The organism is Pseudomonas sp. LS-2 (assembly GCF_003605735.1).
GTDB lineage: Bacteria > Pseudomonadota > Gammaproteobacteria > Pseudomonadales > Pseudomonadaceae > Aquipseudomonas.
The window spans coordinates 118,152-143,251 of sequence record NZ_QXTJ01000014.1; the positions used below are offsets into that span (position 1 = coordinate 118,152).

The window sequence follows — 25,100 nt, forward strand, 5'->3', positions numbered from 1 at the left end:
CGGCGTCCGGAGGCTGATCGATGGCAGTGAAAGTCGGACTGATATCAGACACCCACGGCCTTCTGCGTCCACAAGCGCTGGAGGCATTGCGCGGCTGTGATTTTCTGATTCATGGCGGGGATATCGGCAAGCCGGAAATCCTTCAAGCCTTGCGCGAGATTGCGCCGTTGACCGTGGTGCGCGGCAATAACGATACCGACGACGGCTGGGCGTCCGATGTGCCGCATGAAGCGGTACTGCGAGTGGGTAAGCTGGCGATCTACGTGACGCACATTTTGGCGGACGTGCCCGAAACTCTGCCGCCGGATGTCGCTGTCGTGGTCACCGGTCACTCGCACAAGCCCTTGCAGCAGTCTCGCCATGGCGTGCTGTTCATCAACCCCGGCAGCGCGGGCCCTCGGCGTTTCAAACTGCCGATTACCGTCGGGATGCTGCACATCGATGGCCTCGATGTGCGGGGCGAGTTGATCGAGCTTCAGGTCTGACTTCGCCCCAAACGGGATGTCCTATTTGGCAATCGGGTCCAGGCCGCTGGCTTTGATCGCGGGTGCGGCCGCCGACGAACTCAGGAACTCCAGAAACTGCTTCGCCTGTTCCGGGTGCTTGCTCCTGGAGACGACGCCCGCCGAGTACAGCGTCATCTGCTGGGCCTGGTCGGGAATCAGGCCGATGATGTCGATACCGTCAACCGGCTTCAATTCGCTTAACTGTTGAAAGCCGATCTCGGCATCGCCCCGCGCAACCACTTCGCCCACCGGCTCGGCGGGGATCATGTGGCTCTTGCTCTGAACCCGTTCTGCGATGTGCATCTGATTGAACAGCACGCGCGACAGGTATACGCCACTGGCGCTGTCGGAGTAGGCGATGCTTTTGGCGTCCAGCAGCGTCTGTTTGAAGGCGTCCATGGTGCTGATATCCGGGTGTGGCGCACCATGTTTGACTGCCATGGCGATATAGGATTTGCCCAGGTCAACGCGGGTTTTCGGATCGACCTGGCCCTCCTTGATCAGCTTGTCCAGCGCCGCCCCGACCATCAGCACCACATCGGCGGGCTCCTGTCGGGCCAGGCGATTGGGTATCGCTTGTGGGGTCGCGCCCATGGACGGCGCCACCTCGCCCTGCAATTTGACGCCCACGCGTTGTTCGTAATCCGGGGTCACGGCTTTGAAGGCGCCCATGATGCCGCCAGAACTCAGCACGATCAGTTGCACGGGAGCGGCAGGCGTTGCGGCTTGGGTGAATGCCACCGGAATGAAGGAAATGGCGGCACTCAGCAGATAAGGCAGAATTTTTTTCATGAAGATGAACCTGGCGTAATTGAAAACTGGAAATGACTCTGACGAATGAAAAACAGCGCGGGCAGTATGTGGCAATTGAGCGATGAGTAAATCCCTTTCTTGAGGGCACAGACTCAAGAACGCCATTCCGGCCTCTTGGTTCACGCCGCCGCGACGCGCTGAAAGCGGCCATCGAATTCAATCTGGCTGGCGAAGTGTTGACCGCCAATGAACGCTTCCTGGGCTCCATGGGATACACGCTGGCGCAGATTCAGGGCAAACATCACCGCATGTTCTGCGAGCCGGAGGAATACAATTCAGCCGCATATCAAGGGTTCTGGGACAAACTGCGCCGGGGTGAGTACGTTGCCGAACGCTTCAAACGCGTCGACAGCCGTGGGCGGGTGGTCTGGCTCGAAGCTTCGTATAACCCGATCACCGACGCCCACGACCGGCTGTACAAAGTGGTGAAATTCGCGACCATCATCACCGATCAGGTCAATCGCGAAATCGCCGTTGCCGAAGCGGCCAACATTGCATTCAGCACCTCGCAGCAAACCGATGGCAGCGCCCAGAAAGGTGCGGCCGTGGTGCAGCAGACCGTCGATGTCATGCGAGAGCTGGCCGAACACATGGAACAGGCCGCCGACCGGATTGGCGCGCTGGACAAACAATCGCAGCTCATCGGCTCAATCATCCAGAGCATCAGCAGCATCGCCGACCAGACCAACCTGCTGGCGCTCAACGCGGCCATCGAAGCTGCCCGGGCCGGTGAACAGGGGCGCGGTTTTGCCGTGGTCGCCGACGAAGTCCGGCAACTGGCTTCGCGCACCAGCAAGGCCACCGAGGAAATCGTCGGTGTGGTGCAGCAGAACCAGCAACTGGCCGAGCAGGCTGTAAACGTCATCATCAGCGGCAAGCAACAGGCGCAACAGGGACTGGAACTGGCGGGGCAGGCGGGGTCGGTGATCGTCGAAATTCAGGACGGCGCGCAACGCGTGGTCAGCGCCGTCGGACAGTTTGCCAACCAACTGTCGAACTGATCCCTCAAAATCGTTAGGCCGTCTTCATTTTTGTTAGAAAACGGCTTTTCGTCTTCAAAATTGTTAGAAACCCGGCCGGTTGCCGTACTAAGAGGTTTTCATCCTAGGAATCGGGATACTAAAGCGACTATCTCCGCTCTTATTGGCGCTTGCTCCAGCAGCGGATATTGCTTCAGTAGTTTGTTGCCTACCTGGCCCTCCGACTGGTGAATCGAGCGAATGATGCGGTCGATGTCCGCGTCCGGGCCCTCGAACACATTCTTTATCGCGTCGCGCAAGAGCTGGTGATTGCGCAAGATGCTGGCTTCGTCCCGCATTTCCTTCTGAACGGTCTGACGAATGACCCGCGCGATGTATTCGGCGTGAGGGGTCAGATCGATGAATCGCCACGCCGCAGAATTGTGCAGGTAGCCGTCGTAGTGCAGATTCGATTCCATTCCATCGGCGTATTTCACATAGCCTTTGAAGCGAACGTCCGTCTCAATGACTTGCATCAGAGGGCGTGAAAACTCATCGAGTACCTGATCGTAGTTCTGCGGACGTAGGGTGTGGTCCTGCATGACTGCCGAAACAGGGAGGATGTAGGGCGGCGGCAAGGCGCCGTCGCGACGCAGGATGTCGTTGATCAGAAAGCGCGAGATCCGCCCGTTGCCATCGCTCAACGGATGGATGTACACGAAACCGAAGGAGATCACGGCAGCGCGCAGTATCGAAGAGCTGCCGCGGGTGTTGGATTCGAAAGCCTGCAATCCTCGAAGCATGGCTTCAACGTCTTGCCATGCCGGGGCCAGGTAATGCAGCACGTTCTGGAAGCCACGGGTTTGCCCGGCGAACACGGGCGATTTGCGGATGCCATAGGACAGCGCCCGAGGGCCGAGAATCTCTTGCTGGATGGACGCAATCTGCTCCTGAGTCAAAGGGGGCGCGCCAGTTCCGCAGCGTTGTTCCATGACCGCTGCAAAGCGTTTGATCCGGTCGGTTTGCTGCTCTTCGTGTTCGATGGCAAAGCTCGATTTACTCTCCTTGATTGTCAGCCACACAGCGCTGCGCAAGAGGGTGTCGTGACCGAACTCGCCGCCCAGTCGAGCCAGTTCCGCGTTCAGGTCGTAATCAATCAGGCTCATTAGCGTGGGAGTGGTACGGATGGTCGGGCAAAAAGCCGGTGTGCCGGGAAGGTTATCGATCACTCGCCATCGCGTGTTGCGCTGTGGTGCCTGACTCACCAGATAATTTGCGTCATCCATAAAGTCGACGTAGTTGCCTTTCTCCACGCCTGCGTATGACAGGGCTGGGTTTTCGAACCATTCGTAGAGGAAGCAGGCTTTGCGAGCGAACTGGCCGGTCGGCTCTGCCTTGATCCATGTTTCGAGTTCGACGGGGTCGATGATGGAGAAAAGTCTGGCGAGAAATTCAAGGTGCAGAGGTTCGCGTTTGAAGGCGAACGTCAGGTGTTCTGCCAACGTCGGGCCGGGTTGATACTGGGCGGGGAAGGTTTGCTCGAGAATGCCGTTGACGAGGCTCTCTTTTCGGGTGCTACCGATTTCACTGCGCACTTTCAGCGGTTGGCAGACAACAACCTTGTAGGTGTTTGCAAGCCAGGTATAACCGGCTGAATTGCGCATAAGAGGCCCTCAAAATCGTTACGAAGCCCTCATTATTGTTAGAAAACGCCTTTTCGTCTTCAAAATCATTAAAAAAGCCGCGCCGGGCAGTGGGTCCCGGCGCGGCTTTTTCATCAGGTCACACCTTGAAGTGGCTGACCAGCATCTGCAACTGGTTACCCAGCCGGGCCAGTTCGACGCTTGAGGCCGCGGTTTCTTCGCTGGCGGCGGCGGTCTGCTCGGAGACGTCGCGCACGTTGAGGATGCTGCGGCTGATCTCTTCGGCCACCGAGCTTTGCTGTTCGGCGGCGGCGGCGATCTGCTGGTTCATCGCCTGGATGTTGGAGACCGTGTTGGTGATGCTTTCCAGTGAAGTTCCGGCCTTGCGTGTCAGCGCGACGCTGCTGTCGGTCAGGTTGCGGCTGCTGAGCATGATGTCTGAGACCTGGCGCGTGCCGTTCTGCAACGCGGCGACCAGCCCTTCGATTTCTTCGGTCGATTGCTGCGTGCGTTGGGCCAGGCCGCGAACTTCGTCGGCGACCNGCGGCGTTGAGGGCCAGCAGGTTGGTCTGTTCGGCGACGGCCTTGATCACGTCCATGACCTTGCCGATCTTGTCGCTTTCCTGCTCCAGCACGCTCATGGCGTCGGTGGAGCGAATCACCTCGCTGGCCAGCTTCTCGATCTGGGCAATCGCTTCGCCCACGACCTTGTCGCCATCACGCGCTTCGGTGTCGGCAGCGGAGGCGGCAACGGATGCCTGTTCGGCATTGCGTGCGACCTCGTGAACGGTGGCCGACATTTCGTGCATGGCGGTGGCGACCTGATCGGTCTCCACTTTCTGGCTGTTGACGCCGGCGCTGGTCTGTTCGGTAACGGCCGAAAGTTCTTCGGCGGCGCTGGCGATCTGCGTGACGCTGTCACGGATTCCGCCGATCAGTTCGCGCAGGGTCGCGCCCATGCGCTGGATGCCCTGTTGCAGTACGCCAATTTCGTCCTTGCGGGTGACGATCAGGTCTTGGGACAGATCGCCCGAGGCGATGCGATCGACCACGGCCAGCGTTTCCTGCAGAGGGCGAGTGATCTGGCGGGTAATGAGCAGCGCCGCCAGTGCACCGAAGATGAGGGCAAGCAGGGTGCCGCCAATCTGCAAGGTACGCGCCTGATGAGTATCTTCCGCGCCAAGGGAAGTCTGAAGGTCGATCAACTGTTGGCTGAGTTTGACGATGACAGCCTGCTCGGCAGTCATTTCAGCGCGCGCGGCATTGATGTTCTCGTTGGCAACCTTGAAGCCCTGGACCGAACTGCGATAGCCGATCAATGAGGCTTCCAGTTGTTTGAGGCGGTCGGCTTGCGTGCCGCCGAACGTGGCGTTGAGTTGTTCCAGGCCGGCGATGGCGGCGGACAGCTGGCGCGTTGCCGCTTCTTCGGTCTTGGCCGTGACGTTCCCGGTGTAGCCACGAACTTCGTAGCGCACCAGCATCACATCTTCCTTGGCCTTGATGATGGCCTGGTATTGCTCGAAGCGGCGTTCGTCAGTCGGTTCGAGCTTCATTACGTCGTCGTTGATGGCGGCGATGAGCTCGGCGGCTTTCACGGCATCCACGCCCATGTCGGCGCGTACCTTGGCGCTGGCTCTGAAGCCATCACGCATTTTGTTCAGCGACGTTTGGTATGCATTGATCTGCTCACCCAGAGACTTGATCAGCGGCACGTTCAGGGGGTGGCTGAAGGTGGTTTGCAGGTACTGCTGCTGCGCCTTGTAGGCGTCGAGCGCGGTCTGCACGGTTTGCGCAACGGCCTCGTCACCGTTGCTGATCATGTACTGCAGGCGGGTCACGCGCAGGTCGGTGAGCTGGTTGCTCAGTTTTGCGATATCGGCAACGCGGTCGCTGCGATAGGTCATGTTGCCCAGGCTGGTCCAGCCGATGAGCGCAAGTAAGGCAGTGAAAACAAGTACCACACCGAACCCGAGGGCCAGTTTCAGATTGACGCTGATGTTCGCAAACCAGCTGTTCATCTCGATTCTCCAGAATGTCTAATTTTCGCAGTCGTCAGCTGGAGGCTTGTTGTTATAGATGGCCAGCAAAACATTCAAACGTAGGAATGCATCGGCCGCGGGCGAAAATTCTGAAGAAATGTCGGAACCGTGACTGAGGTTTTTCTGACAAGCCGGGTGAGGCGGGCAGGGGAGCAGTTCTGAAGATGATGGGTAGCGACTCATCGTCACCGTTGATAGTTCGAGTATCTCGTTTCCTGGACCCGGACGGTCCGCGTCAGCAAATCGGCGGCTGTTTTTTCTGGCGTCTTGCAACGTCGGGTCTCTGCATGACTGACCAGTCACCGTCGTCAAAGACTGGCGTCAACTTTCCCGCTCTGATGTGTATCAGGGATGAAATATTTCAACTGTCGAGCAATGGCTGAACGAAATACCGTGTACTGGCTCCAGCTCCGCCAACGGTGGCGTTCTCTTAACCAGTACGGAAGTTGCGTTATGAAACCTGCTCAGCGATTTACCACACTCGACAGTTTCAGAGGTGTCTGCGCATTGTTGGTTGTGTTCTTCCATCTGCACGTCGTTGACACGTTCATCCAGCTGCCGTTCTTTCGGCGCGATGAGGTTCTCCTCAATTTCTTTTTCGTCCTGAGCGGATTTGTTCTTGCCCACACCTATGGCATGAAGCCGAGTCTTTCCTTCAAGTCCTTCTTCATTTCCCGGGTCTTCCGCCTCTACCCGCTGCACCTGGTGATGCTGACGCTTTTCATCCTGTTCGAAACGGTGCGCTGGATCGCCTACAAAAAGGGCTTCTACCTGAACAACGTGCCGTTCACCGGGCTGTTCGCGCCGCAGGAGATCCTGCCTAACCTGTTCCTGGTGCAGGCGTGGACGACGCTCACCGAAACCATGTCGTTCAACTATCCGTCCTGGACCATCAGCATCGAGTTCTACATCTACATGCTGTTCGGCGGGCTGTGCATGCTGTCCATGCGCAACCGCTTCCTGGCGTTCGCGGCAATTTCGCTGGTGGCGTTCGTGCTGATTTTTTCGGGGAACGAGCCGCTCGTCGAGCGTGCGATGCTTGGCCTGTCGTGCTTCTTCGCCGGCAACATCACTTATGTCGTGTACCTGCTGATTCGCGACAAGTTCGTGCCAAGGCTGTGGCTGATGACCGTGCTCGAGTGCGCGATGATGTACGCCACTTACTGGATCGTGATGAACGACTTCGACTATCGCTCGCCGTTTGGCAGCCTGACGTTCTGCGGCCTGGTGCTGTTGTTCGCGTTCGAGGGCGGGCTGGTGTCGGTGTTGCTCAAGACCAGCGTGTTCGTCTTGCTCGGGAAACTGTCGTACTCGATCTACATGACCCATGCGGCAGTACTGTTCTGTCTGGTGACACTGTTCATCGTGGCGCAGAAGATCACGGGTATCGAGCTGGCGCCAATGGTCGACGGCCAGCGGTTCATGGACACCGGGTCAATGCTGGCCAACAACATCTTCGTCGTGGCAGTGGCTGTGTCTTGCGTGGTCGTGGCAGCGTTCGCCCACAAATACATAGAGATGAAAGGCTACGAACTGGGCAAGCGTTTCGTAGGCCGCGCGGGCAAAGCCAAAACGCCGGCGCAAAAGCCGGACTCGGTACCCGCGATGAAGCCGCAAATCGATCGTGTGGCCTGACTCGTAGCAGTCCGGCTTGCCGGCGGCAGAGTCCTTGAAGTCGGTGCGTTGGCAAACAATGTTGTTACGGTTGCGTCAGGCGTGGCGCAACCACTCCACCATCCCCAATCCGGCGGCGCGGCCACTGGCGAAACAGCCAGTGAGTAGGTAGCCGCCGGTGGGCGCTTCCCAGTCGAGCATCTCTCCGGCGCAGAACACACCCGGCGCCAGGTTGAGCATCAATCGCTGGTCCATGGCTTCGAAGGCGACACCGCCCGCGGTGCTGATCGCTTCATCCATCGGGCGCGGTCTGATCAGCGTAAGCTTCAACCCCTTCACGGCATGGGCCAGCAGCGCCGGATCGGCAAACGATGCCGCTGGCACCACTTCGCGCAGTAACGCGGCCTTCACGCCATCGATCCCCAACTGATTGTGCAGGTGTTTGGCGACCGAGCGCGAACCGCGGGGTTTGCTCAGGGCCTTCTGAACATCCACCAGGCTTTTGCCCGGCAGCAGATCAATCTCCACCGTGGCCGAGCCTTGCAGGTTGATCGTTTCTCGAATCTGCGCCGAGAGCGCATAGATCAGACTGCCTTCCAGGCCCGTGTGGGTCAGCACGCATTCGCCCAAGCGCAGGGGTAGCCCCGCCAGGCCCATGGCGATGTTTTTCAGCGGCGCACCGGCAAATTTGCTGCGCAGCAATACACTCCATGATGAAACTTCAAACCCGCAATTGGCTGCCTGCAACCGCGTAATCTTCACGCCACGCCGTTCGAGCATGGGCACCCACGCGCCATCGGAACCCAGACGCGCCCAACTCGCGCCGCCCAATGCCAGCAACGTCGCGGCCGGACGGATTGCCAGTTCTCCCTCGGCATTGGCGATGCGCAGGCTGTCGTCGGCATTCCAGCCCAGCCAGCGATGGCGGGTGTGGATAACGACACCGCCATCACGCAGGCGCTTGAGCCAGGCACGCAACAGAGGCGCGGCTTTCATGTCGGTGGGAAACACCCGGCCAGAACTGCCGACGAAGGTCTGAATGCCCAATCCGTGAATCCACTCGCACAGCGCCTCGGCGCCGAAACTGCGCAGCAGCGGGGCGATCATCGGCGCACGCCCGGCGTAGCGTGAAAGAAACGCGGGGTAGGCTTCGGAATGAGTGATGTTCATCCCGCCCACGCCCGCCAGCAGAAACTTGCGTCCCACCGATGGCATGGCATCGTAGAGATCGACTTTGAAACCCGCCTGGCTCAGCACTTCGGCAGCCATCAGCCCGGCCGGGCCACCGCCGATGATGGCGACGGATTGTGCGGAGCAGGGTGTGTCTGAGGTCATGGGCACGCTTGGAATCATTAAGGTGGGGCGCGCATTCTACCCGAGGCTCATGGCAAACGAACGGCCTGTGGAAAACTATTGAGCAAAAAACGTACAGTGCTCGCAAAGCCTTGCGCCATATGGCGTCTGCAGCGTTGCACGCAGGTTATCCACAGGCGGTTCCACAGTGGATGTGGGTAACTGGCGGTCCGATACACTCGCTTATGGCCGGAGCAGGTCTCCCACGGCCTACGGTCGGAATCTACAACGCGGGTTCGTCTACAACCCTTCTGAAACCCAAACCCGCTGCGCGCTGTGATGCAGAATGCCGTGGCGGCGCGCCAGCGCTTCGCGATCCTTGCTGTAGCCACCCCCGATCACGCCCATCACCGGAATGTCTCGCCCCAGGCAGTGGCGCATCACGGCTTCATCCCGTCGGGCCACGCCTTCGTCAGTCAATTGCAGGTAACCCAGCGCGTCATCCTTGTGGACATCGACCCCCGCGTCGTACAGCACCAGGTCAGGCCGATACAGCGGCAGCAGGTAATTGAGCGTGTCATCGACTACTTTCAGGTAATCATCGTCACCCATGCCCATCGGCAGCGGAATGTCCCAGTCGCTCTGGGCCTTGCGCGCGGGGAAGTTTTTTTCGCAGTGCAGCGATACGGTGATCGCGTCTTCCGTGTGTTCGAGAATGCGCGCGGTGCCGTCGCCCTGGTGGACATCGCAGTCGAAGATCAGCACCCGGTCGACACGACCGCTTTGCAGCAGGTAATGGCTGATGATGGCCAGGTCGTTGAAGATGCAGAAACCGGCCGGATAATCGTAATGCGCGTGATGGGTACCGCCTGCGAGGTGGCAGGCCAGACCATGCAGCAACGCCTTCTCGGCGGTCAGCAACGAACCCCCTACCGCGCGTACCGTGCGTCGGGCCAGATCTTCGCTCCACGGCAGGCCAAGCCGGCGCTGATCCTCGCGGGAAAGGTCTCCGTCCATGTACCGGCGGATATACGAAGGTTCATGGGCAAGCGCGAGAATATCGTCGGGGCAGACCTGTGGGCGGAATAACTGAGCATCCGTGGTCAGTCCGCTGTCGATAAGGTGGTCGCGTAGCAGGCGGAACTTGTCCATGGGAAAGCGATGATCGGGCGGAAACGCCGGGCTGTAGTCTTCGTGGTAAATCAGGGGCAGGGACATAGTGCGTACGCGTCGGTTTCGAAGGGGAATCTTGCCAGTTATGGTTGCTACCGCACAGCCATTTGGCGAAGTGCGGGATTGCTACACTGGCGGGCAATGTGAGGGGCGGGGCAGGGGAGATGTTCTATGGAGCCGATACTTGAGCTCAGCAGCGCACGCTTGTTGATGCGTCAATGGCGCGATGATGACTTGCCGGCATTTGCGCAGATGTGTGCCGACCCGCACGTGATGCGATATTTTCCGAAGCCGCTGACACGGCTGGAGAGCGCCAAGATGATCGGACGCGTGCGCGGCCATTTCGCCGAATACGGTTTCGGTCTGTGGGCGCTTGAACGCAAGGACACCGGCGAGTTCATCGGTTTCACCGGGTTGAATGTGGTGGGTTTCGACGCCGGGTTCACGCCGGCAGTTGAAATCGGCTGGCGCCTGGCCCGCGAGCATTGGGGGCTGGGCTATGCCAGCGAAGCGGCCTGGACCGTGCTTGGCTGCGGCTTCGAGCACGTCGAACTTCAGGAGATCGTGTCCTTCACCGCTGTTTGCAATCTGCCGTCGCAGAAGGTGATGCAGGCCATTGGCATGCAGCACGTCTCGTCAGAAGATTTCGATCATCCCAACCTTCCCGAAGACCACCCGTTGAGGCCGCATGTGCTGTACCGCATCAACCGTCAACAGTGGCTCGCGACCCTCTGAATGGGGGAATCGGCTGGCAAACATCTGTATCATCTCGCCCAACCCCCCATGTTTGCGGCCGTTCGGCGCCCGTGGCTGGATTTGTGTGATGACTGTGTGAGGAACCCCGAATGAGCCATGTGCTGGATGATCTGGTGTCGCTGTTGAGCCTGGAGCCAATCGAAGAAAACCTCTTCCGTGGACGCAGCCAGGACCTTGGCTTCCGCCAGCTGTTTGGGGGGCAAGTGTTGGGGCAATCGCTGTCGGCGGCGAGCAAGACCGTTGAAGACGAGCGTCATGTGCACTCACTGCACGGTTACTTCCTGCGGCCTGGCGATGCGCATCTGCCGGTGGTCTATCAGGTCGACCGCGTGCGCGACGGCGGCAGTTTCAGCACCCGTCGCGTCACCGCCATTCAGAAGGGCCACCCGATCTTCACCTGCAGCGCGTCGTTCCAGTACGACGAAGAAGGCTTCGAGCATCAGAGCCAGATGCCGCAAGTGGTCGGTCCGGAAAACCTGCCGTCCGAACTTGAACTGATGCGCCAGCGCGAACACTTGATCCCCGCGCATATGAAAGACAAGTTGCTGTGCCCGAAACCGATCGAGTTTCGCCCGGTCACCGAATCCGACCCCTACAACCCCAAGCCAACCGACCCTGTGAAGTACGTCTGGTTTCGCGCCGACGGCACACTGCCGGACATCCCCGCGCTTCATAAATACATGCTCGCCTACGCCTCGGACTTCAATTTGCTGACCACCTCGTTGCTGCCTCACGGCAAGACGGTCTGGCAGAAAGACATGCAGATCGCCAGCCTCGATCATTCGTTGTGGTTTCACGGCGAACTGCGGGCCGATGACTGGCTGCTCTACGCGATGGACAGCCCTTGGGCCGGTAACTCTCGGGGCTTCTCCCGTGGCAGCGTGTACAACCGGGCGGGCAAGCTCGTGGCGTCGGTCAGCCAGGAAGGGTTGATCCGGCATCGCAAGGACTGGGCATGAGCCTGTCGCAGATGCGTCACTGGGTGTTCGACATGGACGGCACCCTGACCATCGCGGTGCATGATTTCCCCGCCATCAAACGCGCGCTGAGCATTCCCCAAGAGGACGACATCCTCACGCATCTCGCCGCCTTGCCTGCCGATGTCGCTGCGGCCAAGCACGCCTGGTTACTGGAGCACGAGCGCGAACTGGCCGTGGCGTCGAAGCCTGCCCTCGGCGCGGTCGAACTGGTGCGCGAATTGGCCGGACGCGGCTATCGATTGGGGATCCTCACTCGCAACGCCCGTGAGTTGGCGCATGTGACGCTGGAAGCCATCGGCGTCGCCGACTGTTTCGATGTGGACGATGTGCTGGGGCGCGACGAGGCACCGCCAAAGCCCGATCCCGGTGGCCTGCTGAAACTCGCCAAAGCCTGGAATGTCGAGCCTGCGCAGATGGTGATGGTCGGCGACTACCAGTTCGATCTCGCCTGCGGCAAGGCTGCGGGAACGCATACCGTGCTGGTCAACCTCCCGGAAAACCCGTGGCCGGAGCTGACCGATTGGCATGCCAATGATTGCGTGGCGTTGCGGGGGATGCTGCAGGAAAACCCTTAGGTCTGATTCCACCCGGCATCATTTCTGTAGCAGCACGGCTTGCCGGCGGTGGCTTTCTTGAAATCGCTACCGCCGGCAAGCCGGACTGCTACCGCAGTCGGCGGTGGGCGAAATTGATGCCGTGCTGCTACAGAAACTGGCTGATCCACTCCGTGAATCAATTCCCCTTAAACAACGCGGTCTGCCCCTCTGGCGAGGTAAACATCCCGTCGCCGTTGTGACCGACACCCTTCACCTCAACCAGACGCTGGTTCAAACCTTCAGGATGGCGCTTGCTCAGGTAGTCGAAGTAATTGTGCCCGCGAGCCATGCGGTTCGGCCCTTGTGCCTCTGCACCGCAATCCTTGTCCAGCGCCGGGTGGTTCGGGTCAGTGTCCAGTTCGCCCAGCATGTAAGTGATGTCACGCTTCACATACGCGGCTTCCAGTTCAGCCGGGGTGTCTTTGCCCGCATAAGCCGGCAATTTGTTCAGACCGTATTTCCAGGTGTCGAAAGCAGGGCAGGTCGCAGCCGTCACCGGCGTCGGGCGAGTGGCATCGAAATACGCATAAGACGACGGGTTGGCGATCACGTAACGCAGCTTGATGCCTTCCTTTTTCAGCAGCGCATCTTCCTTGCCACCAATCATCGCGTAGCGCTGCACCACCTGCGCGCCACCGGAGTGCCCGGCGATCACGATTTCCTTCAAGTTCGGGAACAGCTTGCTGTCGCTCAGACGCTTGAGAATATGGTCGATGACCACGAACGAACTGATCGGCTTGGCCCCCAGGGACTTATCGCCTGCCATCCAGTCATTGCCATGCCAGCGCAGAATGGTTTCCGGCAAATGGTGCGCGGTGATGTCTTTCTCGTCGAGGAACTGCGGCGCAATCAGCAGGGTTTTCGACCGCTGCTTGGACTGGTTGGCCGCACGTTCGACGCTGCGCAGATACGTCTGCGCATTGCGCAGGCGACCGTGAAAAACGATGACCACCCGCTGGATCTGCGGGTTGGGATGTACCCAACTCTGGCTCAGGCCCAGCGTGGCCTGGGACGTTCCGTTGATCAGCAGCCGGTCGGGGCTGATGGATTTGACCGCCTGATCCGCAGCATGAGCCGTAACGCTCATCAGGGTGCCCAACAACAGGATCGAAAGCGGTTTCATCATGTGATCAGAGGCTCTTGGCGGCGAATGTATCGCATTGGTTGATTTGTCCCTGGGCAAAACCTGTCTTGAACCAGCGCACTCGCTGGGCAGACGACCCATGGGTGAACGAGTCCGGCACCACACGGCCCTGGCTCTGTTGCTGCAAACGGTCATCGCCGATGGCGTTGGCCGCGTTCAGCGCCTCTTCAATATCACCGGGTTCAAGCCAGTTCAAACGCTTTTGTGCGTTAGAGGCCCAGACACCGGCGAGGCAGTCAGCCTGCAACTCCTGGCGCACCAGCAGACCGTTGTCGCCCTCCATGCGCATTCCGCGCTGACGGGCGGCGTCAACTTTAGCTGAAACCCCTAGCAAGGTCTGCACATGATGGCCAACTTCATGTGCAATGACGTACGCCTGAGCGAAATCCCCTGCCGCCTTGAACCTTTGCGTCATTTCGCGGAAGAAATCCATGTCCAGATACACCCGCTGATCCCCCGGGCAATAAAACGGCCCGCTGGCAGAAGTTGCGTAACCGCATGCCGACTGCACCTGGCCACGAAACAGAATCAGCGTCGGATTTTTATACTGACGACCCGCCTGCTGGAAAATCTGGCCCCAGGTGTCCTCGGTGTCGCCAAGAATCGCTCGCACGAAGTCCGCCTGCTCGTCGTTGGCCGGAGGCGCCTGACGCGTTTGCGGGTTCACGGCCGTGGTCTGTTGAGAGCCCATCTGGCCTGTGATCTGCCCGAGGATCTGCATCGGATCCTGCCCGGTCAACAGCCCGATTGCGACGATGATCACAATCCCGCCCAACCCCAGACCCTTGCCGCCGATGCGCATTCCACCCCCGCCACCGCTGTCGTCGCGCGCATCGACGACGTTGTCACTGCGACGTCCTTTTTTCCAGAGCATGGGGGAATCCTCGTTTAGTCGTGTGGGAAGTGTAGACGGCGGGAGACGCCGGTCGTCTGGCTTGCTGGGACTAAGAGAGGAAAAGCGAGGGAATGGTTCAGGGCTTGTGTTTGCCGGGGCAGCGCGTGCTTAGCGCGGATCGGCTATCTAGCAATCTTGACCGCGTAGTACACCGCAGCGAGGACCCCGGCATTGACGAAAAGCCAGATGTAAATTGCCCAAATCTTTCTTCGTAGCTGGAGAGGAATATTGAAGTGAGCAATTTTTGTAATGTCCCCTCGGCGATACATCACACCAGGCATGTACATAGTCGCGAAGATTATGCTGAGTCGCATCTGCCTCCCTCTGAAGCCTCCTTTCCATAGCTCCCTGGTGGCAGCAATGCCTTTGCAGCCAGACAGGTAGCGCTCGATAACATCGATATTGTGGTAGGTAAACCACGTCATAACGATGAGGTTGGCGCAGGAAGAAATTAGCCAAATCAACACCAAACAGGCTAGAACCGGCATTAGGCCCTCCAATTCGTAAACTCTTTCTGCGTAGCAGCGGGCGTCGAACAGCTGGAGCGCTGGCAGGCTTCAGGCCCTGTCGAGTCTAGAGTCATCAGTTCAGAGAGGCTGAGCGCTCAGCCTCTCGCTAAGTGTCCGACTCTCTGCTTTTAGTGGCGAAGTCGAAAAAAGTACAACAGCACCGCTGATAAACAGATGGCCAGCATCGAAAGAAATATGAACCGTACTCCCCATCTCAAACCATACGAAAGCTTTAGAAGCTTGTGTCGGGGGATAATCTCCTGTTTCTTAAATATTTCTGGGGCTACGACCACCAGCATGATGAAGTTTTCTCTCATTTTGCGACCCAGGAAACTGTCGCCGTAGTAGTTTTTGTTTAGAGAGAACATCTCGATATCATTGAGTTGAGCTTCTATTTTTTCCAAATTCACTCGGAAAAAAAGATAGGCTCCCGCGATGTGCACTAATGTGGCGGACAGTAGGATGAGTGCTAGTAATCCGCTATGAACATTGCTCATGGTGTCCACTCATGGAAATACTCTCCAAACCCTCATTGGATCTTAATGAAACCGTAAAATGCGATCATGGATCCGAAGACCAAGTGGAGGGCTAGATAGTGCCAGAATACCTGCCTTCTCAGATTTATAGGGATTCTCAGATTGGCATCTACAGTTATGTATCCCTTGGCGTGCATTGTTTTGGGGAATGTCATGACTATCGAAATCATGTTCATCCGCATTTGCCTTCCAATGAGGCCGCCGCCCCAGCTAGATCGAGTGTCCGATATGCCCTTGCAGTCTTCTATATAACCCTCGAGTAGATCGATTTTTCGATAGCAGAAAATGACCATGGTCAGTGTCGTTAAGAGCGTACAGCAAAGCAGGATGAGTGACAAAATACCCAGCGTCGGCTGCATCATATAAGTACCCAACTGTAGAGCGTCACTCGGTAACGATCGGTCGAGAAAGCTTATGCCCAAAAGTATTGAGCGTCCGTCTCCATTCGTCAAAGGTCATTATGGATATCTCTTTATTAAATAGCACAAGATAGCCATGGCAATGCCGTTGGAAAAAAGCCAAAGGTAAATCCCCCATATCCAACCTCTCAGATAGCGAGGAATATTGAGATGGGCATTTTCCGTGATGAGGCCCCGACGATGCATGATTCCGGGCATGTAAGTCACCATGAACACCATGTTGAGTCGCATGTGCCGTCCGATAAATCCCCCTTGCCAAAGGTTCTTGGTGTCAGTAATACATCGACACCCCAATAATCGCTCTTCCAAGAAGTCTATTTTTTTGTACGTAAACCAAATTGTCGAGATAAGGCTTGTCAACAGAGATCCTACTAAAATCAGTCCCCAGTGGCCGTATGACAGTGATTGCATTAGGGTCTCCACTCGTAAATTACTTCGCCTGCCTGTTCTCCAAAAAATTCACCTCCGACACCTCCTGCGTATCCACTCATTACGCCGGAGACAATGCTGCACCCTAAAGCGCCTAACCCAGCGGTAGGTATTCCAAAAACGAGAATACAGAGAGGTGCCAGTGCGGTAGGTGCCTACGGCACCCATCGCCATTCCCCCAGCCACCCCTGATACCAGCTTCGCCCCTTCAACATACTTCGCCTTTCTGCACATCTCCTCCCGTCCTATCGAGCAGGCTTCTTTAATTTCAAGATAAGTGGAGACACTGTTCAATCCAATCCCGATAGGCGTTCCGGCACGTAGCAACTTGGCAGCCTTCGCCACTCCCCCGACCTTCTTCGCATACCCCTGTATCTCCCCCGTATGCAAATAGCTCTTCGTCGAAATCCCCAGCATTTTTTTGATCGATCCTCTCTTTTTCAGCCTCGTTCCCCATCGTGCAATGCCTTGCAATTGAATATCGAGCTTCGCGAAGAGGGCTTTGCGCTGGTTGATGAACTCTTGTCGGGCGATGGGGGTGCGTCGGGTGAGGGACAATTTGTACAGTCGCTCGATGTCATTCAGGGTGTTCTTGACGCCCTCCAGATGCGCGCCCCAGCTTCCCGTCGCGGCGCCCAATCCGAGCGATCCATACCCGAGCATGTGCTGCAGCAGGTCGTAGTTCTTGATGACCTGCCCATCGCCTCCGGCCTGATGGTTCCTCAGTTGGCGGCGGACGTTTCGGGCGTAGTGCATCTGTTCGATTTCTTATAGGCAACGATCTCGATCCAGTCTTTGTGGCGCTGATCGAGTGACTCCCCTGCAATGCCGTCCAGTTTGATAAATCCGTCGAAAGCTATGTCGCCGATTCCTTGCTGAGTGAGGTGCTGGCAAGGATAGGGGCGCGCAAATCGGGCGGGTAAGGGGTAGGAAGGGAAAGTTTTTGCATTTTCAGAACGGTCCTACGCGGGCGATATAGGTCGTCTTACGGAGGCTTCCTATTGCGGTCAAAAACGCAGGTTTTGGTGAATGATCAGGCCGGAGCGTCCGGTTGTTCAGCTTTCACGGAATTGATGAATGCTTGCATCGCGGAGGACTGAATGCGGTGACGGCGGGTGATGAGGCCGTAGGGCGGCAGGCGTGCTTCGAAGCTGATGGGCAACACGGCCAGCAAGTCTCGGCCGGGGTAATCCTGGACCACGGAAACCGGGGTGATGCCCAGCATGTCGGTCTGTTGCACCAGCGAGAGCAAGGTCATGATCGAGGTGGTTTCGACGATGCTGTTGGGGATGTCGACACGGGCGTTGTGAAACACCTGATTGACGATGGCGCGCATGGGGCTTGGGTGTTGCTGCAAGACCCAGGTTTCGTTTTGCAGCGCGGACCAGCTCAGGTCCTTGGCATTGACCAGCGGATTCCTGGCGCCGGCGATGACGCACAGTTCTTCTTCGCCGAGGCTGTCGAACAACAGTTCTTCCGCCCTTGCGCCGCCGGGAATCCGGCCCAGCACCACGTCGAGTTGATCTTGTAACAGGGCCTGAACCAGCACATCGCTGGTGTCGACCTGAATGCTCATCGACAAGCGTGGATGGCTTTGCTTGAGAGTGGCGATGGTGCGCGTCAGCAACCCCGAGGCCAGCGCAGGGATCGCACCGACCGCCACGCGGCCGAGGTTGCCCGACTCCAGTGCCACCAGTTCCTCGCGCATGCCGCTCAACTCGGCGAAGACCATGCGCGCGTAATAGATGACCGTTTCACCGAATGGCGTCGGGCGCATGCCTCGTGGCAGGCGCTCGAACAGTTCGACGCCGAGCAGGTCCTCGGCTTCGTGCAGCATCTTGGTCGCCGCCGGTTGGGTCATGCCGATGTTGTCGGCGGCGCGGCGCAACGAACCGAATTCCTGCAAGGCCAGCATCAACCGCAACTGGCGCAGGCGCAGTCGGCTGTGGATAACGTTGGCCTCGGGAATTCTGGTCATGTGATTGGCTCGCGTGAAAGGTTGCGGCGAGCCTGACAAGAACTGCAGGGCATTTCCAGCATTGCGTGTCATCACAGGGTTTTCGGTTTGATTGCGTGACGATTACGCCAGCCAAAGGCGGCTTTGATGCCACCCGAGATCAGCGGCCAGAACAACATCAGCAACGCGGCGGTGGTCAGGCTGCCCACCAGCGGGTTGGACCAGAAGATCCCCAGTTGCCCGTCCGAGAACAGCATCGACTGACGAAACGCATCCTCGGCCTTGTCGCCCAACACAGCGGCGAGTACCAGCGGTGCAATCGGGTAGCCGAGTTTCTTGAACAGATAACCCAGCGCGCCGAAGCCCAGCATCAGCATCACGTCAAACATTGAGTTATGCACAGAGTAAGCACCGATGGCGCAGACCATGATGATGATCGGAGCAATGATCGAGAACGGGATGCGCAGGATCGACGCAAACAGCGGCACCGTCGCCAACACCACCAGCAGACTGACCACGTTGCCCAAGTACATGCTGGCGATCAGGCCCCAGACGAAATCGTGCTGCTCGGCGAACAGGGTAGGGCCGGGGTGCAGTCCCCAGATCATCAGCCCGCCGAGCATGACTGCCGCAGTCGCCGAGCCCGGAATGCCCAGAGTCAGCATCGGCAACAGGGCGCTGGTGCCCGCAGCGTGGTCGGCGGTTTCCGGGGCGATGACGCCTTCGATTTCACCCTTGCCGAAGTTGTCGCGATTCTTCGAGAAACGACGGGCGATGCTGTAGCTCATGAATGACGCCGCCGTCGGCCCGCCGGGCGTCACGCCCATCCAGCAACCGACGAGCGTGCTGCGCAGGATAGTGAACCAGTAACGGGGGAGTTTTGCCCAGGTGCGCAGGATGACCATCGGGGTGATCCGCGCATGTTCGCCGCGAAACACCAGGCCTTCTTCGACCGTGCACAGAATTTCGCCGATCCCGAACAGGCCGATCACTGCCACTTCGAAGCTGATGCCGGTCATCAATACCGGTTGATCGAAGGTCAGGCGCAGGTTGCCGGACACGGTGTCCATGCCGACAGCGGCCATGGCGAAGCCGATCATCATCGCGACGACTGTTTTCAGCGGCGGGTTCTTGCTCATGCCGATGAAGGTGCAGAACGCCAGCAGGTACACCGCGAAGAACTCCGGCGAGCTGAAAGTCATGGCGAATTCGGCGATACGAGTCGAGAGAAATGTCAGCAACAACACGCCCGCCAACGCCCCGATCAGGGCTGAGCTGAAAGCGGCAGTCAGGGCTTCGGCGGCGCGGCCGTCACGAGCCATGGGATAACCGTCGAAGGTCGTGGCCACCGATGACGGCTCGCCGGGAATGTTGAAGAGGATCGAGGTGATCGATCCGCCGAACAACGCCCCCCAGTACATGCATGACAACAGGATGATGGCGGAGACCGGCGACATGGTGAACGTGATCGGCAGCAGTAGCGCCACCCCGTTAGGCGCGCCGAGGCCGGGCAGCACCCCGACCAGAATGCCCAGCAGTACGCCCACGACCATCAGCCCGATATGGCCAGGCGTGAGGATCAGGTTCATGCCTTGCAGCAGGGAGTCGAATTCGCTCATTTCATCGATCTCCCGGCCATGGCAATCCAGTCGCTCATGGGGCCTGCGTCCAGCGGCACCTTGAACCACAGATCGAAAATCAGATAACTCGCGACGACAGCCCCGACCGAAACCGTACCGATCATGATCAGCCCATAAGGCTTGGCGCGGACCTTGTCACGCCACATGAACCAGGCGATGAACACTGCCGACGCCAGGTAGATACCGGTGAAGGGCATCGCGCAGACGAACAGTGCGATAGGGATGAATACCGACAGCACCTGTCTGAACTCGCCGCGGCTGACGAAGCTGACGCTCAGGGGTTTCCAGCGCACGAACGTCAACACGGCGTTCGCCAGGCTGGCGGTGGCCAGCAGCAGGCCGATATAGAAAGGGAAATAGCCGGGCTCAGGACCGGCATCGCCCCAGCCAATGCCTTGTTCGACACTGCCGAACATCACCACCAAACCGACCAGCAAGGTGAACGCAGCCAGACCGAGTTCGACCCAGCGGGTGCCGACCAGCGAGGTCGAATGAAAAGAATTGGACATCTAACACCTCCAGCGAGTGACCGCCGTGCGCCCTCGTATCAAGGCGCGCGGCAGCGGGGCGGATCAGTTGCGCAGCCAGCCGGCTTCCTTGAAGACCGGGGTGACGCGGGCGGTGTCTTTCTCGATGTAAGCGGTCAGTTGATCGCCTTCGAGGAAGGTCGGCACCAGCGCGTTCTGCGTCACATACGCCTTGAACTCAGGTGTTTGCGAGACCTTGCGCATCAGGTCGATGTAAAAGGCACGTTGCTCGGCGGTGACATTGCCCGGCATGAAGATGGTGCGCGGGAAACGGTATTGGTCGATGCCCAGTCCGGCTTCGTGACAGGTCGGTACGTCGGCCCAGGATTTGTCGCCAGCGATCTTGTTCGTGTAGCCCATGCGCTCCTTGCTGAACACGCACAGCGGTTGCACCTGATCGCCGCGCCACTGGCTGATGCTTTCGGCGGGGTTGTTGACGTTGGCGGCAATGTGTTTGCCCGCCAGTTGCGTGGCGGCTTCACTGCCGCTCTTGAACGGGATGTAGACGAGCTTGGTGTTGTTGGTCTGGTTCAGCAGCAAGGTCAGGGTCTGGTCGACGTCCTTGGACTGGCTGCCGCCCATGCGCATTTTCGACGGGTCGGATTTGACTGCTGCGTAGAAGTCTTTGGCGTCTTTCCACGGCGCGTCCTTGTAGGTCCAGAGGATGAAATCGTCCTCGGCAACGGCAGCGACCGGGGTCAGTTCCTGCCACTCGTAGCCGAGCTTGGACACCAGCGGCAGCAGATAAATGTTGTTGGTGGCGATCACCAGCTTATCGGCGTCACCTTTGGAGACCTTCATGTCGAGAAAAGCTTCTGCACCGTTGCCGCCGCCCTTGTTCAGGACCACGGTATTGACGTCGAGGAGCTTGTGGGTGCTGATGATCGACTGAATCAAGCGGCCGAGTTGATCGGTGCCGCCACCTGGACCACCGGCCACGACGATCTCGACATTCTTGTCGGGTTGCCATGCCGCGAGGGCAGGGGTTGGAAAAGCCAAAACTGGAAGCGCCGTGGCGCACATCAGCGTGCAGCCGAACAGCAGACGGGACGCGCGTCGAAAGGATGCGGTTCGCATGGTGATCCTCTTTCTTGTATTTGTTATGAGAGGCCGACCTGTCGATCAGCCATGCGAGGAGTGTGTGTAGGTTGCTATGTCGCGTCTAGTCAAAACATCACATACACCGATAGCCTGAGGTTATAGGTGATGGTGCGAAGGTCCTCAGGTAGAGGTGATCTGGCAGATGATGTGGGAAGGTGTGTCCACGCCGTTGTAGCAGTCCGGCTTGCCGGCGGTGAGATTCTCAGGACCGCCACCGCCACCGCTACCGCTACCGCCACCGCTACCGCTACCGCCACCGCCGGCAAGCCGTCCTGCTACAGGGTGGACGTTTGCAACTCAGCCTCCCAGAAACTTGAACGCCCACAGTACGCCCATGCCAATGCCCAACGTCAGCAACGTGCTCCGGGTTTTCCATGCGATGAAGGCTGCGATGACGGCCGCAGGGATCTGTGGGTTGTTCAACATCCACTCGCTTTGGCCGGGCGGGTAAATCACCGCAGGCAGCACCAAAGCCGCCAATACACTCGCCGGGACGTAGCGCAGCGCTCGGTCCAGGAACGCGGGCATTTGCCACTTTCCGTAGAGTTCGACAAAAGAAAGACGCATGGCGAATGTCCCGAGACCCACCGCCAGAAACAGTCCCCACAAGGCCAGATCGCTCACTGCGCTTCTCCCTCAATGGCGTTTGTCGAAGCATCACGAGCAGTGTCTTTGCGCAGGTTCTCGATCAGGACCCCCGCGACGACGCCACCGATAGACGCCGTCACCAGGCCGAGGTTGTACGGCAGCTTGATCGCCAGCACCGCAATGGCTCCGCCAACGATGGCCGCGCCTAACGTTGCCGGGCTTCGCAGGTTGGGAACGAGCAACGCCAGAAACGACAACGGAATGGCAAAACCCAGCGACCAGGTTTCAGGAATGCGCGCCCCCAGAATCACCCCTGCCAACACCGAAAACTGCCACGCCAGGTACATTGCCAGGGCCGTACCCATATAAAAGTGCCTGGCATGAACCCCCAGCTCGCCAGAGACCAGTTTCAGGCTCGACAGCGCAAAGGACTGATCGGAGAGCAGATAGGACATCGGCCAGGTCCAGCGCCGGGGCAATTTGTGCAGGTGAGGAGCCAGCGATGCGCTGTACATCATGAAACGCAGGTTGATGATCAAGGCGGTCACCACGATCGTCAGTGGCAACGCTGCGGTGTGCATCAACTGCAGCGCAACCATCTGCGCCGAGCCCGAATAGAACAGTAACGTCATGCCCATGGTGGTGCCCGGCGACATGCCCATCTCGGTCGCCATGACTCCCGTCACCAACCCGAAAGGAATCACGCCGGGAATCAGCGGAATGAGTGTCTGTACGCCATGACCAAAAGCATGTCCTGCGCTCCGATAATGCATTTTTTCTTGTCCTTTTCTGTTCCCGCTGACTGACGCCCGAAGGCTGGATTCGCTAGCGTCACATGAAGCGGCGTGGGATAAATCATAGGGGCTGGTGGCGGTCGGCTGAATCGACTTTTTTTGTGAGAAAGCAGGTAGTTTTTGTTATGGCGAAAGACGCGCGACAGGATCATGCCTTGATGCAGATGCCCTCGTTCAAGGCAATGAGGTCATTCGTGGCAGCGGCAAAATATCGGAATTTCACCCGCGCCGCTGAAGCGCTCTGCGTCACCCAGGCTGCGATCAGCCGGCAGATTCGCGATCTGGAGCTTTATCTGAATACCGAGCTGTTCATTCGCACCGGCCGGGAAGTGAAGTTGACCGACGCCGGTACCGCGTTGTTCGACGCCGCTCAGCTGTCGCTAACCAACATTTTCAACGCCACCGAACGCATTCGACGTGAAAGCAATGACAAGCGAACCTTGACGCTGTGCTGCTCGCCAGCGTTTTCGTCGATGTGGCTCGCGCACCGGATGAAGGACTTCTTCAGCGCCAATCCCGATGTCGACCTGAACGTGATCACCACCCAGCATTTTCTCGCGATGGAGCCGGGTGTCACGCCGGATATCTTCATCACCAAAGTGTTCGATCTGCGTCCGGGGTACGACCGCACGCCGCTGTTTCACGAGGTCGTCTACCCGGTCTGCACTCCGGGTTATCTTCAGGAGCATCCGCAGGTTCGGACGATGGAAGGCTTGCGCGAAAGCATCCTGCTGGACCTCAACCCTTACGGGCGCTCGCAACTGTCGGAGCAGGTCGATTGGAATGTCTGGTTTTCCTTCCAGAACGTCGAGGTGCAGATACCTGCGTCCCAAAGCCCGCAGTATTTCAGCACCAACGACTACAGCCTGCTCACGCAGATGGCGCTGGACGATCAAGGCGTGGCTTTGGGGTGGGATCACCTGATCGGGCATCTGATCGAACAGGGAAAACTGGTCAGACCCGTCGCCGAACAACTGGACCTCAAGGACGCCGTCCAATACCTGCTGATCGACGAGAAGAAGGCCGACGATCCGGCGTGCCGGCGCTTGAAGGAATGGTTGATGGCACAGTTCGCGTGAGCGATTGCCGACAGGTCGTGTGGCTACATCGGGTTTGGGGATCTACGAAGATATGACTGTAAGCCATAACCCTGTAGCAGTCCGGCTTGCCAGCGGTGGCGATCTCAAGGACGTCACCGCTGGCAAGCCAGACTGCTACAGGGGCAGATGGGGATCTACAGTCGATTACTTCTTGGCTGTCAGCGCGGTGTAGCCGTTCATCAGGTTGCGATAGTTCGGGATGCGCTGGGACAACAGGTTGCCCAGGCCTTCGATGTCGTTGCGCCAGTCGCGGTGCAGCTCGCAGGCCACGGCGAACCAGTTCATCAATTGCGCACCGGCCGCCGACATGCGATTCCACGCCGCTTGCTGCACACCTTCGTTGAAGGTGCCGGATGCGTCGGTCACCACGAACACATCAAAACCTTCGGCCAGCGCACTCAGGGTCGGGAACGTCACACAAACGTCAGTCACCACACCGGCAATGATCAGTTGCTTGCGACCGGTTGCCTTGATTGCTTTGACGAAATCTTCGTTGTCCCAGGCGTTGATCTGACCAGGACGAGCGATGTACGGCGCATCCGGGAACATCTCTTTCAACTCAGGCACCAACGGACCATTCGGGCCTTGCTCGAAGCTGGTGGTCAGGATCGTCGGCAGGTCGAAAAACTTGCCGCAATCGGCCAAGGCCAGCACGTTATTCTTGAACTCGTTCGGCGAAAAATCCTGCACCAGCGAAATCAGACCTGTCTGGTGGTCAACCAGCAGCAGTACGGCGTCGTTCTTGTCCAGGCGCTTGTAAGTTGTCATCGGTGCATTCCTTTTGAGTCGAGAAGTTTGAGTGTCGTAAGGGCGCCGCGTTTAGGCGTTTAGCTCAGTTGCTGCGGCATGGGTGTACTTTAGGCAGGGAATGATTTGATAACAATCCGGCCAAATCGAGACTTACTGATTCTGATTTGGGGACAATTTTAGATTCGCCAGCTGCATTCTGGCTCGCCAGCGTGGCGCCCTAAAGAACGCCACCGCCGGCAAGCCGTGCTGCTACATCGGTCTGTGGATTTACGAAGTTGGGCCTGCAAGCGCCCAACCCTGTAGCAGTTCGGCTTGCCGGCGGTGGCAGCGTCAGGGTTT

At 58.4% G+C, this 25,100-nt stretch carries 24 protein-coding genes and 3 pseudogenes; 8 read left to right on the plus strand and 19 right to left on the minus strand.

From position 1 onward, the window contains the following. The first annotated feature begins 20 nt into the window (after nt 1-20). Complete coding sequence (locus D3M70_RS07610; protein ID WP_165869756.1) at nt 21-485, plus strand: metallophosphoesterase family protein; 465 nt, start codon at nt 21-23, stop codon at nt 483-485. Between the two features lie 21 nt (nt 486-506). On the opposite strand, the gene D3M70_RS07615 is transcribed toward D3M70_RS07610, so the two are convergent. Further along, a complete protein-coding gene (locus tag D3M70_RS07615) occupies nt 507-1,298 on the minus strand; it encodes a substrate-binding domain-containing protein (RefSeq protein WP_120125197.1) in 792 nt (263 codons plus the stop codon). A gap of 170 nt (nt 1,299-1,468) precedes the next feature. Here D3M70_RS07615 and D3M70_RS34080 point away from each other — a divergent pair. Continuing rightward, nucleotides 1,469-1,771, plus strand: a pseudogene (locus D3M70_RS34080) (PAS domain-containing protein); the annotation flags it as partial. 114 nt (nt 1,772-1,885) lie between these two features. Beyond that, nucleotides 1,886-2,320: pseudogene (locus D3M70_RS34085) on the plus strand (methyl-accepting chemotaxis protein); the annotation flags it as partial. A gap of 98 nt (nt 2,321-2,418) precedes the next feature. On the opposite strand, the gene D3M70_RS07625 reads toward D3M70_RS34085, so the two are convergent. The 3 genes and pseudogenes from D3M70_RS07625 to D3M70_RS07630 form a co-directional block, all read right to left on the minus strand. Further along, nucleotides 2,419-3,942 carry a Fic family protein gene (locus D3M70_RS07625; protein ID WP_120125198.1) on the minus strand — a complete coding sequence of 508 codons (1,524 nt, stop codon included), beginning with the start codon at nt 3,940-3,942 and terminating at the stop codon, nt 2,419-2,421. A 118-nt stretch (nt 3,943-4,060) separates the two neighbouring features. Further along, a partial coding sequence (locus D3M70_RS32830; RefSeq protein ID WP_256659746.1) for a methyl-accepting chemotaxis protein occupies nt 4,061-4,463 on the minus strand: 403 nt, incomplete at its 5' end. A 1-nt stretch (nt 4,464) separates the two neighbouring features. Then, nucleotides 4,465-5,939 (minus strand): annotated as a pseudogene (locus D3M70_RS07630) (methyl-accepting chemotaxis protein); the annotation flags it as partial. Nucleotides 5,940-6,413: 474 nt separating this feature from the next. Between D3M70_RS07630 and D3M70_RS07635 the strand changes: the two are divergent. Then, a complete protein-coding gene (locus D3M70_RS07635) occupies nt 6,414-7,595 on the plus strand; it encodes an acyltransferase (protein WP_165869757.1) in 1,182 nt (393 codons plus the stop codon). Between the two features lie 75 nt (nt 7,596-7,670). Here D3M70_RS07635 and D3M70_RS07640 read toward each other — a convergent pair whose 3' ends face one another. Both D3M70_RS07640 and D3M70_RS07645 read right to left on the minus strand, forming a co-directional pair. Then, the gene (locus D3M70_RS07640; protein ID WP_120125286.1) at nt 7,671-8,909 is read right to left on the minus strand and encodes a TIGR03862 family flavoprotein; all 1,239 of its coding nucleotides are present in this window, start codon (nt 8,907-8,909) and stop codon (nt 7,671-7,673) included. Between the two features lie 258 nt (nt 8,910-9,167). Continuing rightward, nucleotides 9,168-10,085 (minus strand): histone deacetylase, encoded by a 918-nt coding sequence (locus D3M70_RS07645; RefSeq protein WP_120125200.1) that lies wholly within the window; start codon nt 10,083-10,085, stop codon nt 9,168-9,170. Nucleotides 10,086-10,211: 126 nt separating this feature from the next. Here D3M70_RS07645 and D3M70_RS07650 point away from each other — a divergent pair, with 126 nt between their 5' ends. From D3M70_RS07650 to D3M70_RS07660, 3 genes are all read left to right on the plus strand, one after another. Next, nucleotides 10,212-10,775, plus strand: coding sequence for a GNAT family N-acetyltransferase (locus D3M70_RS07650; RefSeq protein ID WP_120125201.1), 564 nt, complete (start codon nt 10,212-10,214; stop codon nt 10,773-10,775). A gap of 110 nt (nt 10,776-10,885) precedes the next feature. Next, complete coding sequence (tesB, locus tag D3M70_RS07655; RefSeq protein ID WP_120125202.1) at nt 10,886-11,755, plus strand: acyl-CoA thioesterase II; 870 nt, start codon at nt 10,886-10,888, stop codon at nt 11,753-11,755. Next, a complete protein-coding gene (locus D3M70_RS07660; RefSeq protein WP_120125203.1) occupies nt 11,752-12,351 on the plus strand; it encodes an HAD family hydrolase in 600 nt (199 codons plus the stop codon). Before tesB ends, D3M70_RS07660 begins: the two co-directional genes overlap by 4 nt. Nucleotides 12,352-12,508: 157 nt before the next feature. Here D3M70_RS07660 and D3M70_RS07665 read toward each other — a convergent pair whose 3' ends face one another. From D3M70_RS07665 to D3M70_RS07730, 12 genes are all read right to left on the minus strand, one after another. After that, on the minus strand, nt 12,509-13,498 hold the full coding sequence (locus D3M70_RS07665; RefSeq protein WP_120125204.1) for an alpha/beta hydrolase: 990 nt from the start codon (nt 13,496-13,498) through the stop codon (nt 12,509-12,511). A gap of 4 nt (nt 13,499-13,502) precedes the next feature. Then, the gene (locus D3M70_RS07670) at nt 13,503-14,390 is read right to left on the minus strand and encodes a neutral zinc metallopeptidase (protein ID WP_120125205.1); all 888 of its coding nucleotides are present in this window, start codon (nt 14,388-14,390) and stop codon (nt 13,503-13,505) included. A gap of 143 nt (nt 14,391-14,533) precedes the next feature. Further along, nucleotides 14,534-14,899, minus strand: a complete 366-nt coding sequence (locus D3M70_RS07675; RefSeq protein WP_120125206.1) for a hypothetical protein — start codon at nt 14,897-14,899, stop codon at nt 14,534-14,536. Between the two features lie 149 nt (nt 14,900-15,048). Continuing rightward, nucleotides 15,049-15,417 (minus strand): hypothetical protein, encoded by a 369-nt coding sequence (locus D3M70_RS07680; protein WP_120125207.1) that lies wholly within the window; start codon nt 15,415-15,417, stop codon nt 15,049-15,051. 917 nt (nt 15,418-16,334) lie between these two features. Then, nucleotides 16,335-17,060 carry a hypothetical protein gene (locus tag D3M70_RS07695; protein ID WP_120125210.1) on the minus strand — a complete coding sequence of 242 codons (726 nt, stop codon included), beginning with the start codon at nt 17,058-17,060 and terminating at the stop codon, nt 16,335-16,337. Continuing rightward, nucleotides 17,027-17,173, minus strand: coding sequence for a type VI secretion system tube protein Hcp (locus D3M70_RS34090; RefSeq protein ID WP_375232936.1), 147 nt, complete (start codon nt 17,171-17,173; stop codon nt 17,027-17,029). Before D3M70_RS34090 ends, D3M70_RS07695 begins: the two co-directional genes overlap by 34 nt. A gap of 164 nt (nt 17,174-17,337) precedes the next feature. Further along, entirely contained in the window at nt 17,338-18,282 is a 945-nt protein-coding gene (locus tag D3M70_RS07705; protein WP_120125288.1) for a LysR family transcriptional regulator, read from the minus strand. Nucleotides 18,283-18,353: 71 nt separating this feature from the next. After that, nucleotides 18,354-19,880, minus strand: coding sequence for a tripartite tricarboxylate transporter permease (locus tag D3M70_RS07710; protein ID WP_120125211.1), 1,527 nt, complete (start codon nt 19,878-19,880; stop codon nt 18,354-18,356). Then, nucleotides 19,877-20,410 (minus strand): tripartite tricarboxylate transporter TctB family protein, encoded by a 534-nt coding sequence (locus tag D3M70_RS07715; RefSeq protein WP_120125212.1) that lies wholly within the window; start codon nt 20,408-20,410, stop codon nt 19,877-19,879. The genes D3M70_RS07710 and D3M70_RS07715 overlap by 4 nt, the downstream gene beginning before the upstream one ends. Nucleotides 20,411-20,473: 63 nt before the next feature. Continuing rightward, nucleotides 20,474-21,505, minus strand: coding sequence for a tripartite tricarboxylate transporter substrate binding protein (locus D3M70_RS07720; RefSeq protein ID WP_120125213.1), 1,032 nt, complete (start codon nt 21,503-21,505; stop codon nt 20,474-20,476). A 321-nt stretch (nt 21,506-21,826) separates the two neighbouring features. Then, the gene (locus D3M70_RS07725) at nt 21,827-22,153 is read right to left on the minus strand and encodes an AzlD domain-containing protein (protein ID WP_120125214.1); all 327 of its coding nucleotides are present in this window, start codon (nt 22,151-22,153) and stop codon (nt 21,827-21,829) included. Further along, complete coding sequence (locus D3M70_RS07730) at nt 22,150-22,890, minus strand: AzlC family ABC transporter permease (protein ID WP_120125215.1); 741 nt, start codon at nt 22,888-22,890, stop codon at nt 22,150-22,152. Before D3M70_RS07730 ends, D3M70_RS07725 begins: the two co-directional genes overlap by 4 nt. A gap of 146 nt (nt 22,891-23,036) precedes the next feature. Between D3M70_RS07730 and D3M70_RS07735 the strand changes: the two genes are divergently transcribed. After that, nucleotides 23,037-23,990 (plus strand): LysR family transcriptional regulator, encoded by a 954-nt coding sequence (locus tag D3M70_RS07735; protein WP_256659747.1) that lies wholly within the window; start codon nt 23,037-23,039, stop codon nt 23,988-23,990. A 165-nt stretch (nt 23,991-24,155) separates the two neighbouring features. On the opposite strand, the gene ycaC is transcribed toward D3M70_RS07735, so the two are convergent. Next, complete coding sequence (gene ycaC / locus D3M70_RS07740) at nt 24,156-24,779, minus strand: isochorismate family cysteine hydrolase YcaC (protein ID WP_120125216.1); 624 nt, start codon at nt 24,777-24,779, stop codon at nt 24,156-24,158. Between the last annotated feature and the right edge of the window lie 321 nt (nt 24,780-25,100).

What these genes read in the sequence shown, in the direction of transcription:
- D3M70_RS07650 (WP_120125201.1), top strand. Translation starts at nt 10,212, where the DNA reads ATGGAGCCGATACTTGAGCTCAGCAGCGCACGCTTGTTGATGCGTCAA.
- D3M70_RS07660 (WP_120125203.1), top strand. Translation starts at nt 11,752, where the DNA reads ATGAGCCTGTCGCAGATGCGTCACTGGGTGTTCGACATGGACGGCACC.
- D3M70_RS07665 (WP_120125204.1), bottom strand. Translation starts at nt 13,498, where the DNA reads ATGATGAAACCGCTTTCGATCCTGTTGTTGGGCACCCTGATGAGCGTT.
- D3M70_RS07720 (WP_120125213.1), bottom strand. Translation starts at nt 21,505, where the DNA reads ATGCGAACCGCATCCTTTCGACGCGCGTCCCGTCTGCTGTTCGGCTGC.
- D3M70_RS07670 (WP_120125205.1), bottom strand. Translation starts at nt 14,390, where the DNA reads ATGCTCTGGAAAAAAGGACGTCGCAGTGACAACGTCGTCGATGCGCGC.
- D3M70_RS07625 (WP_120125198.1), bottom strand. Translation starts at nt 3,942, where the DNA reads ATGCGCAATTCAGCCGGTTATACCTGGCTTGCAAACACCTACAAGGTT.
- D3M70_RS07675 (WP_120125206.1), bottom strand. Translation starts at nt 14,899, where the DNA reads ATGCCGGTTCTAGCCTGTTTGGTGTTGATTTGGCTAATTTCTTCCTGC.
- D3M70_RS07615 (WP_120125197.1), bottom strand. Translation starts at nt 1,298, where the DNA reads ATGAAAAAAATTCTGCCTTATCTGCTGAGTGCCGCCATTTCCTTCATT.
- D3M70_RS07635 (WP_165869757.1), top strand. Translation starts at nt 6,414, where the DNA reads ATGAAACCTGCTCAGCGATTTACCACACTCGACAGTTTCAGAGGTGTC.
- D3M70_RS07610 (WP_165869756.1), top strand. Translation starts at nt 21, where the DNA reads ATGGCAGTGAAAGTCGGACTGATATCAGACACCCACGGCCTTCTGCGT.
- ycaC (WP_120125216.1), bottom strand. Translation starts at nt 24,779, where the DNA reads ATGACAACTTACAAGCGCCTGGACAAGAACGACGCCGTACTGCTGCTG.
- tesB (WP_120125202.1), top strand. Translation starts at nt 10,886, where the DNA reads ATGAGCCATGTGCTGGATGATCTGGTGTCGCTGTTGAGCCTGGAGCCA.
- D3M70_RS07680 (WP_120125207.1), bottom strand. Translation starts at nt 15,417, where the DNA reads ATGAGCAATGTTCATAGCGGATTACTAGCACTCATCCTACTGTCCGCC.
- D3M70_RS07735 (WP_256659747.1), top strand. Translation starts at nt 23,037, where the DNA reads ATGGCGAAAGACGCGCGACAGGATCATGCCTTGATGCAGATGCCCTCG.
- D3M70_RS07710 (WP_120125211.1), bottom strand. Translation starts at nt 19,880, where the DNA reads ATGAGCGAATTCGACTCCCTGCTGCAAGGCATGAACCTGATCCTCACG.
- D3M70_RS07705 (WP_120125288.1), bottom strand. Translation starts at nt 18,282, where the DNA reads ATGACCAGAATTCCCGAGGCCAACGTTATCCACAGCCGACTGCGCCTG.
- D3M70_RS07730 (WP_120125215.1), bottom strand. Translation starts at nt 22,890, where the DNA reads ATGCATTATCGGAGCGCAGGACATGCTTTTGGTCATGGCGTACAGACA.
- D3M70_RS07645 (WP_120125200.1), bottom strand. Translation starts at nt 10,085, where the DNA reads ATGTCCCTGCCCCTGATTTACCACGAAGACTACAGCCCGGCGTTTCCG.
- D3M70_RS07715 (WP_120125212.1), bottom strand. Translation starts at nt 20,410, where the DNA reads ATGTCCAATTCTTTTCATTCGACCTCGCTGGTCGGCACCCGCTGGGTC.
- D3M70_RS07695 (WP_120125210.1), bottom strand. Translation starts at nt 17,060, where the DNA reads ATGCACTACGCCCGAAACGTCCGCCGCCAACTGAGGAACCATCAGGCC.
- D3M70_RS07640 (WP_120125286.1), bottom strand. Translation starts at nt 8,909, where the DNA reads ATGACCTCAGACACACCCTGCTCCGCACAATCCGTCGCCATCATCGGC.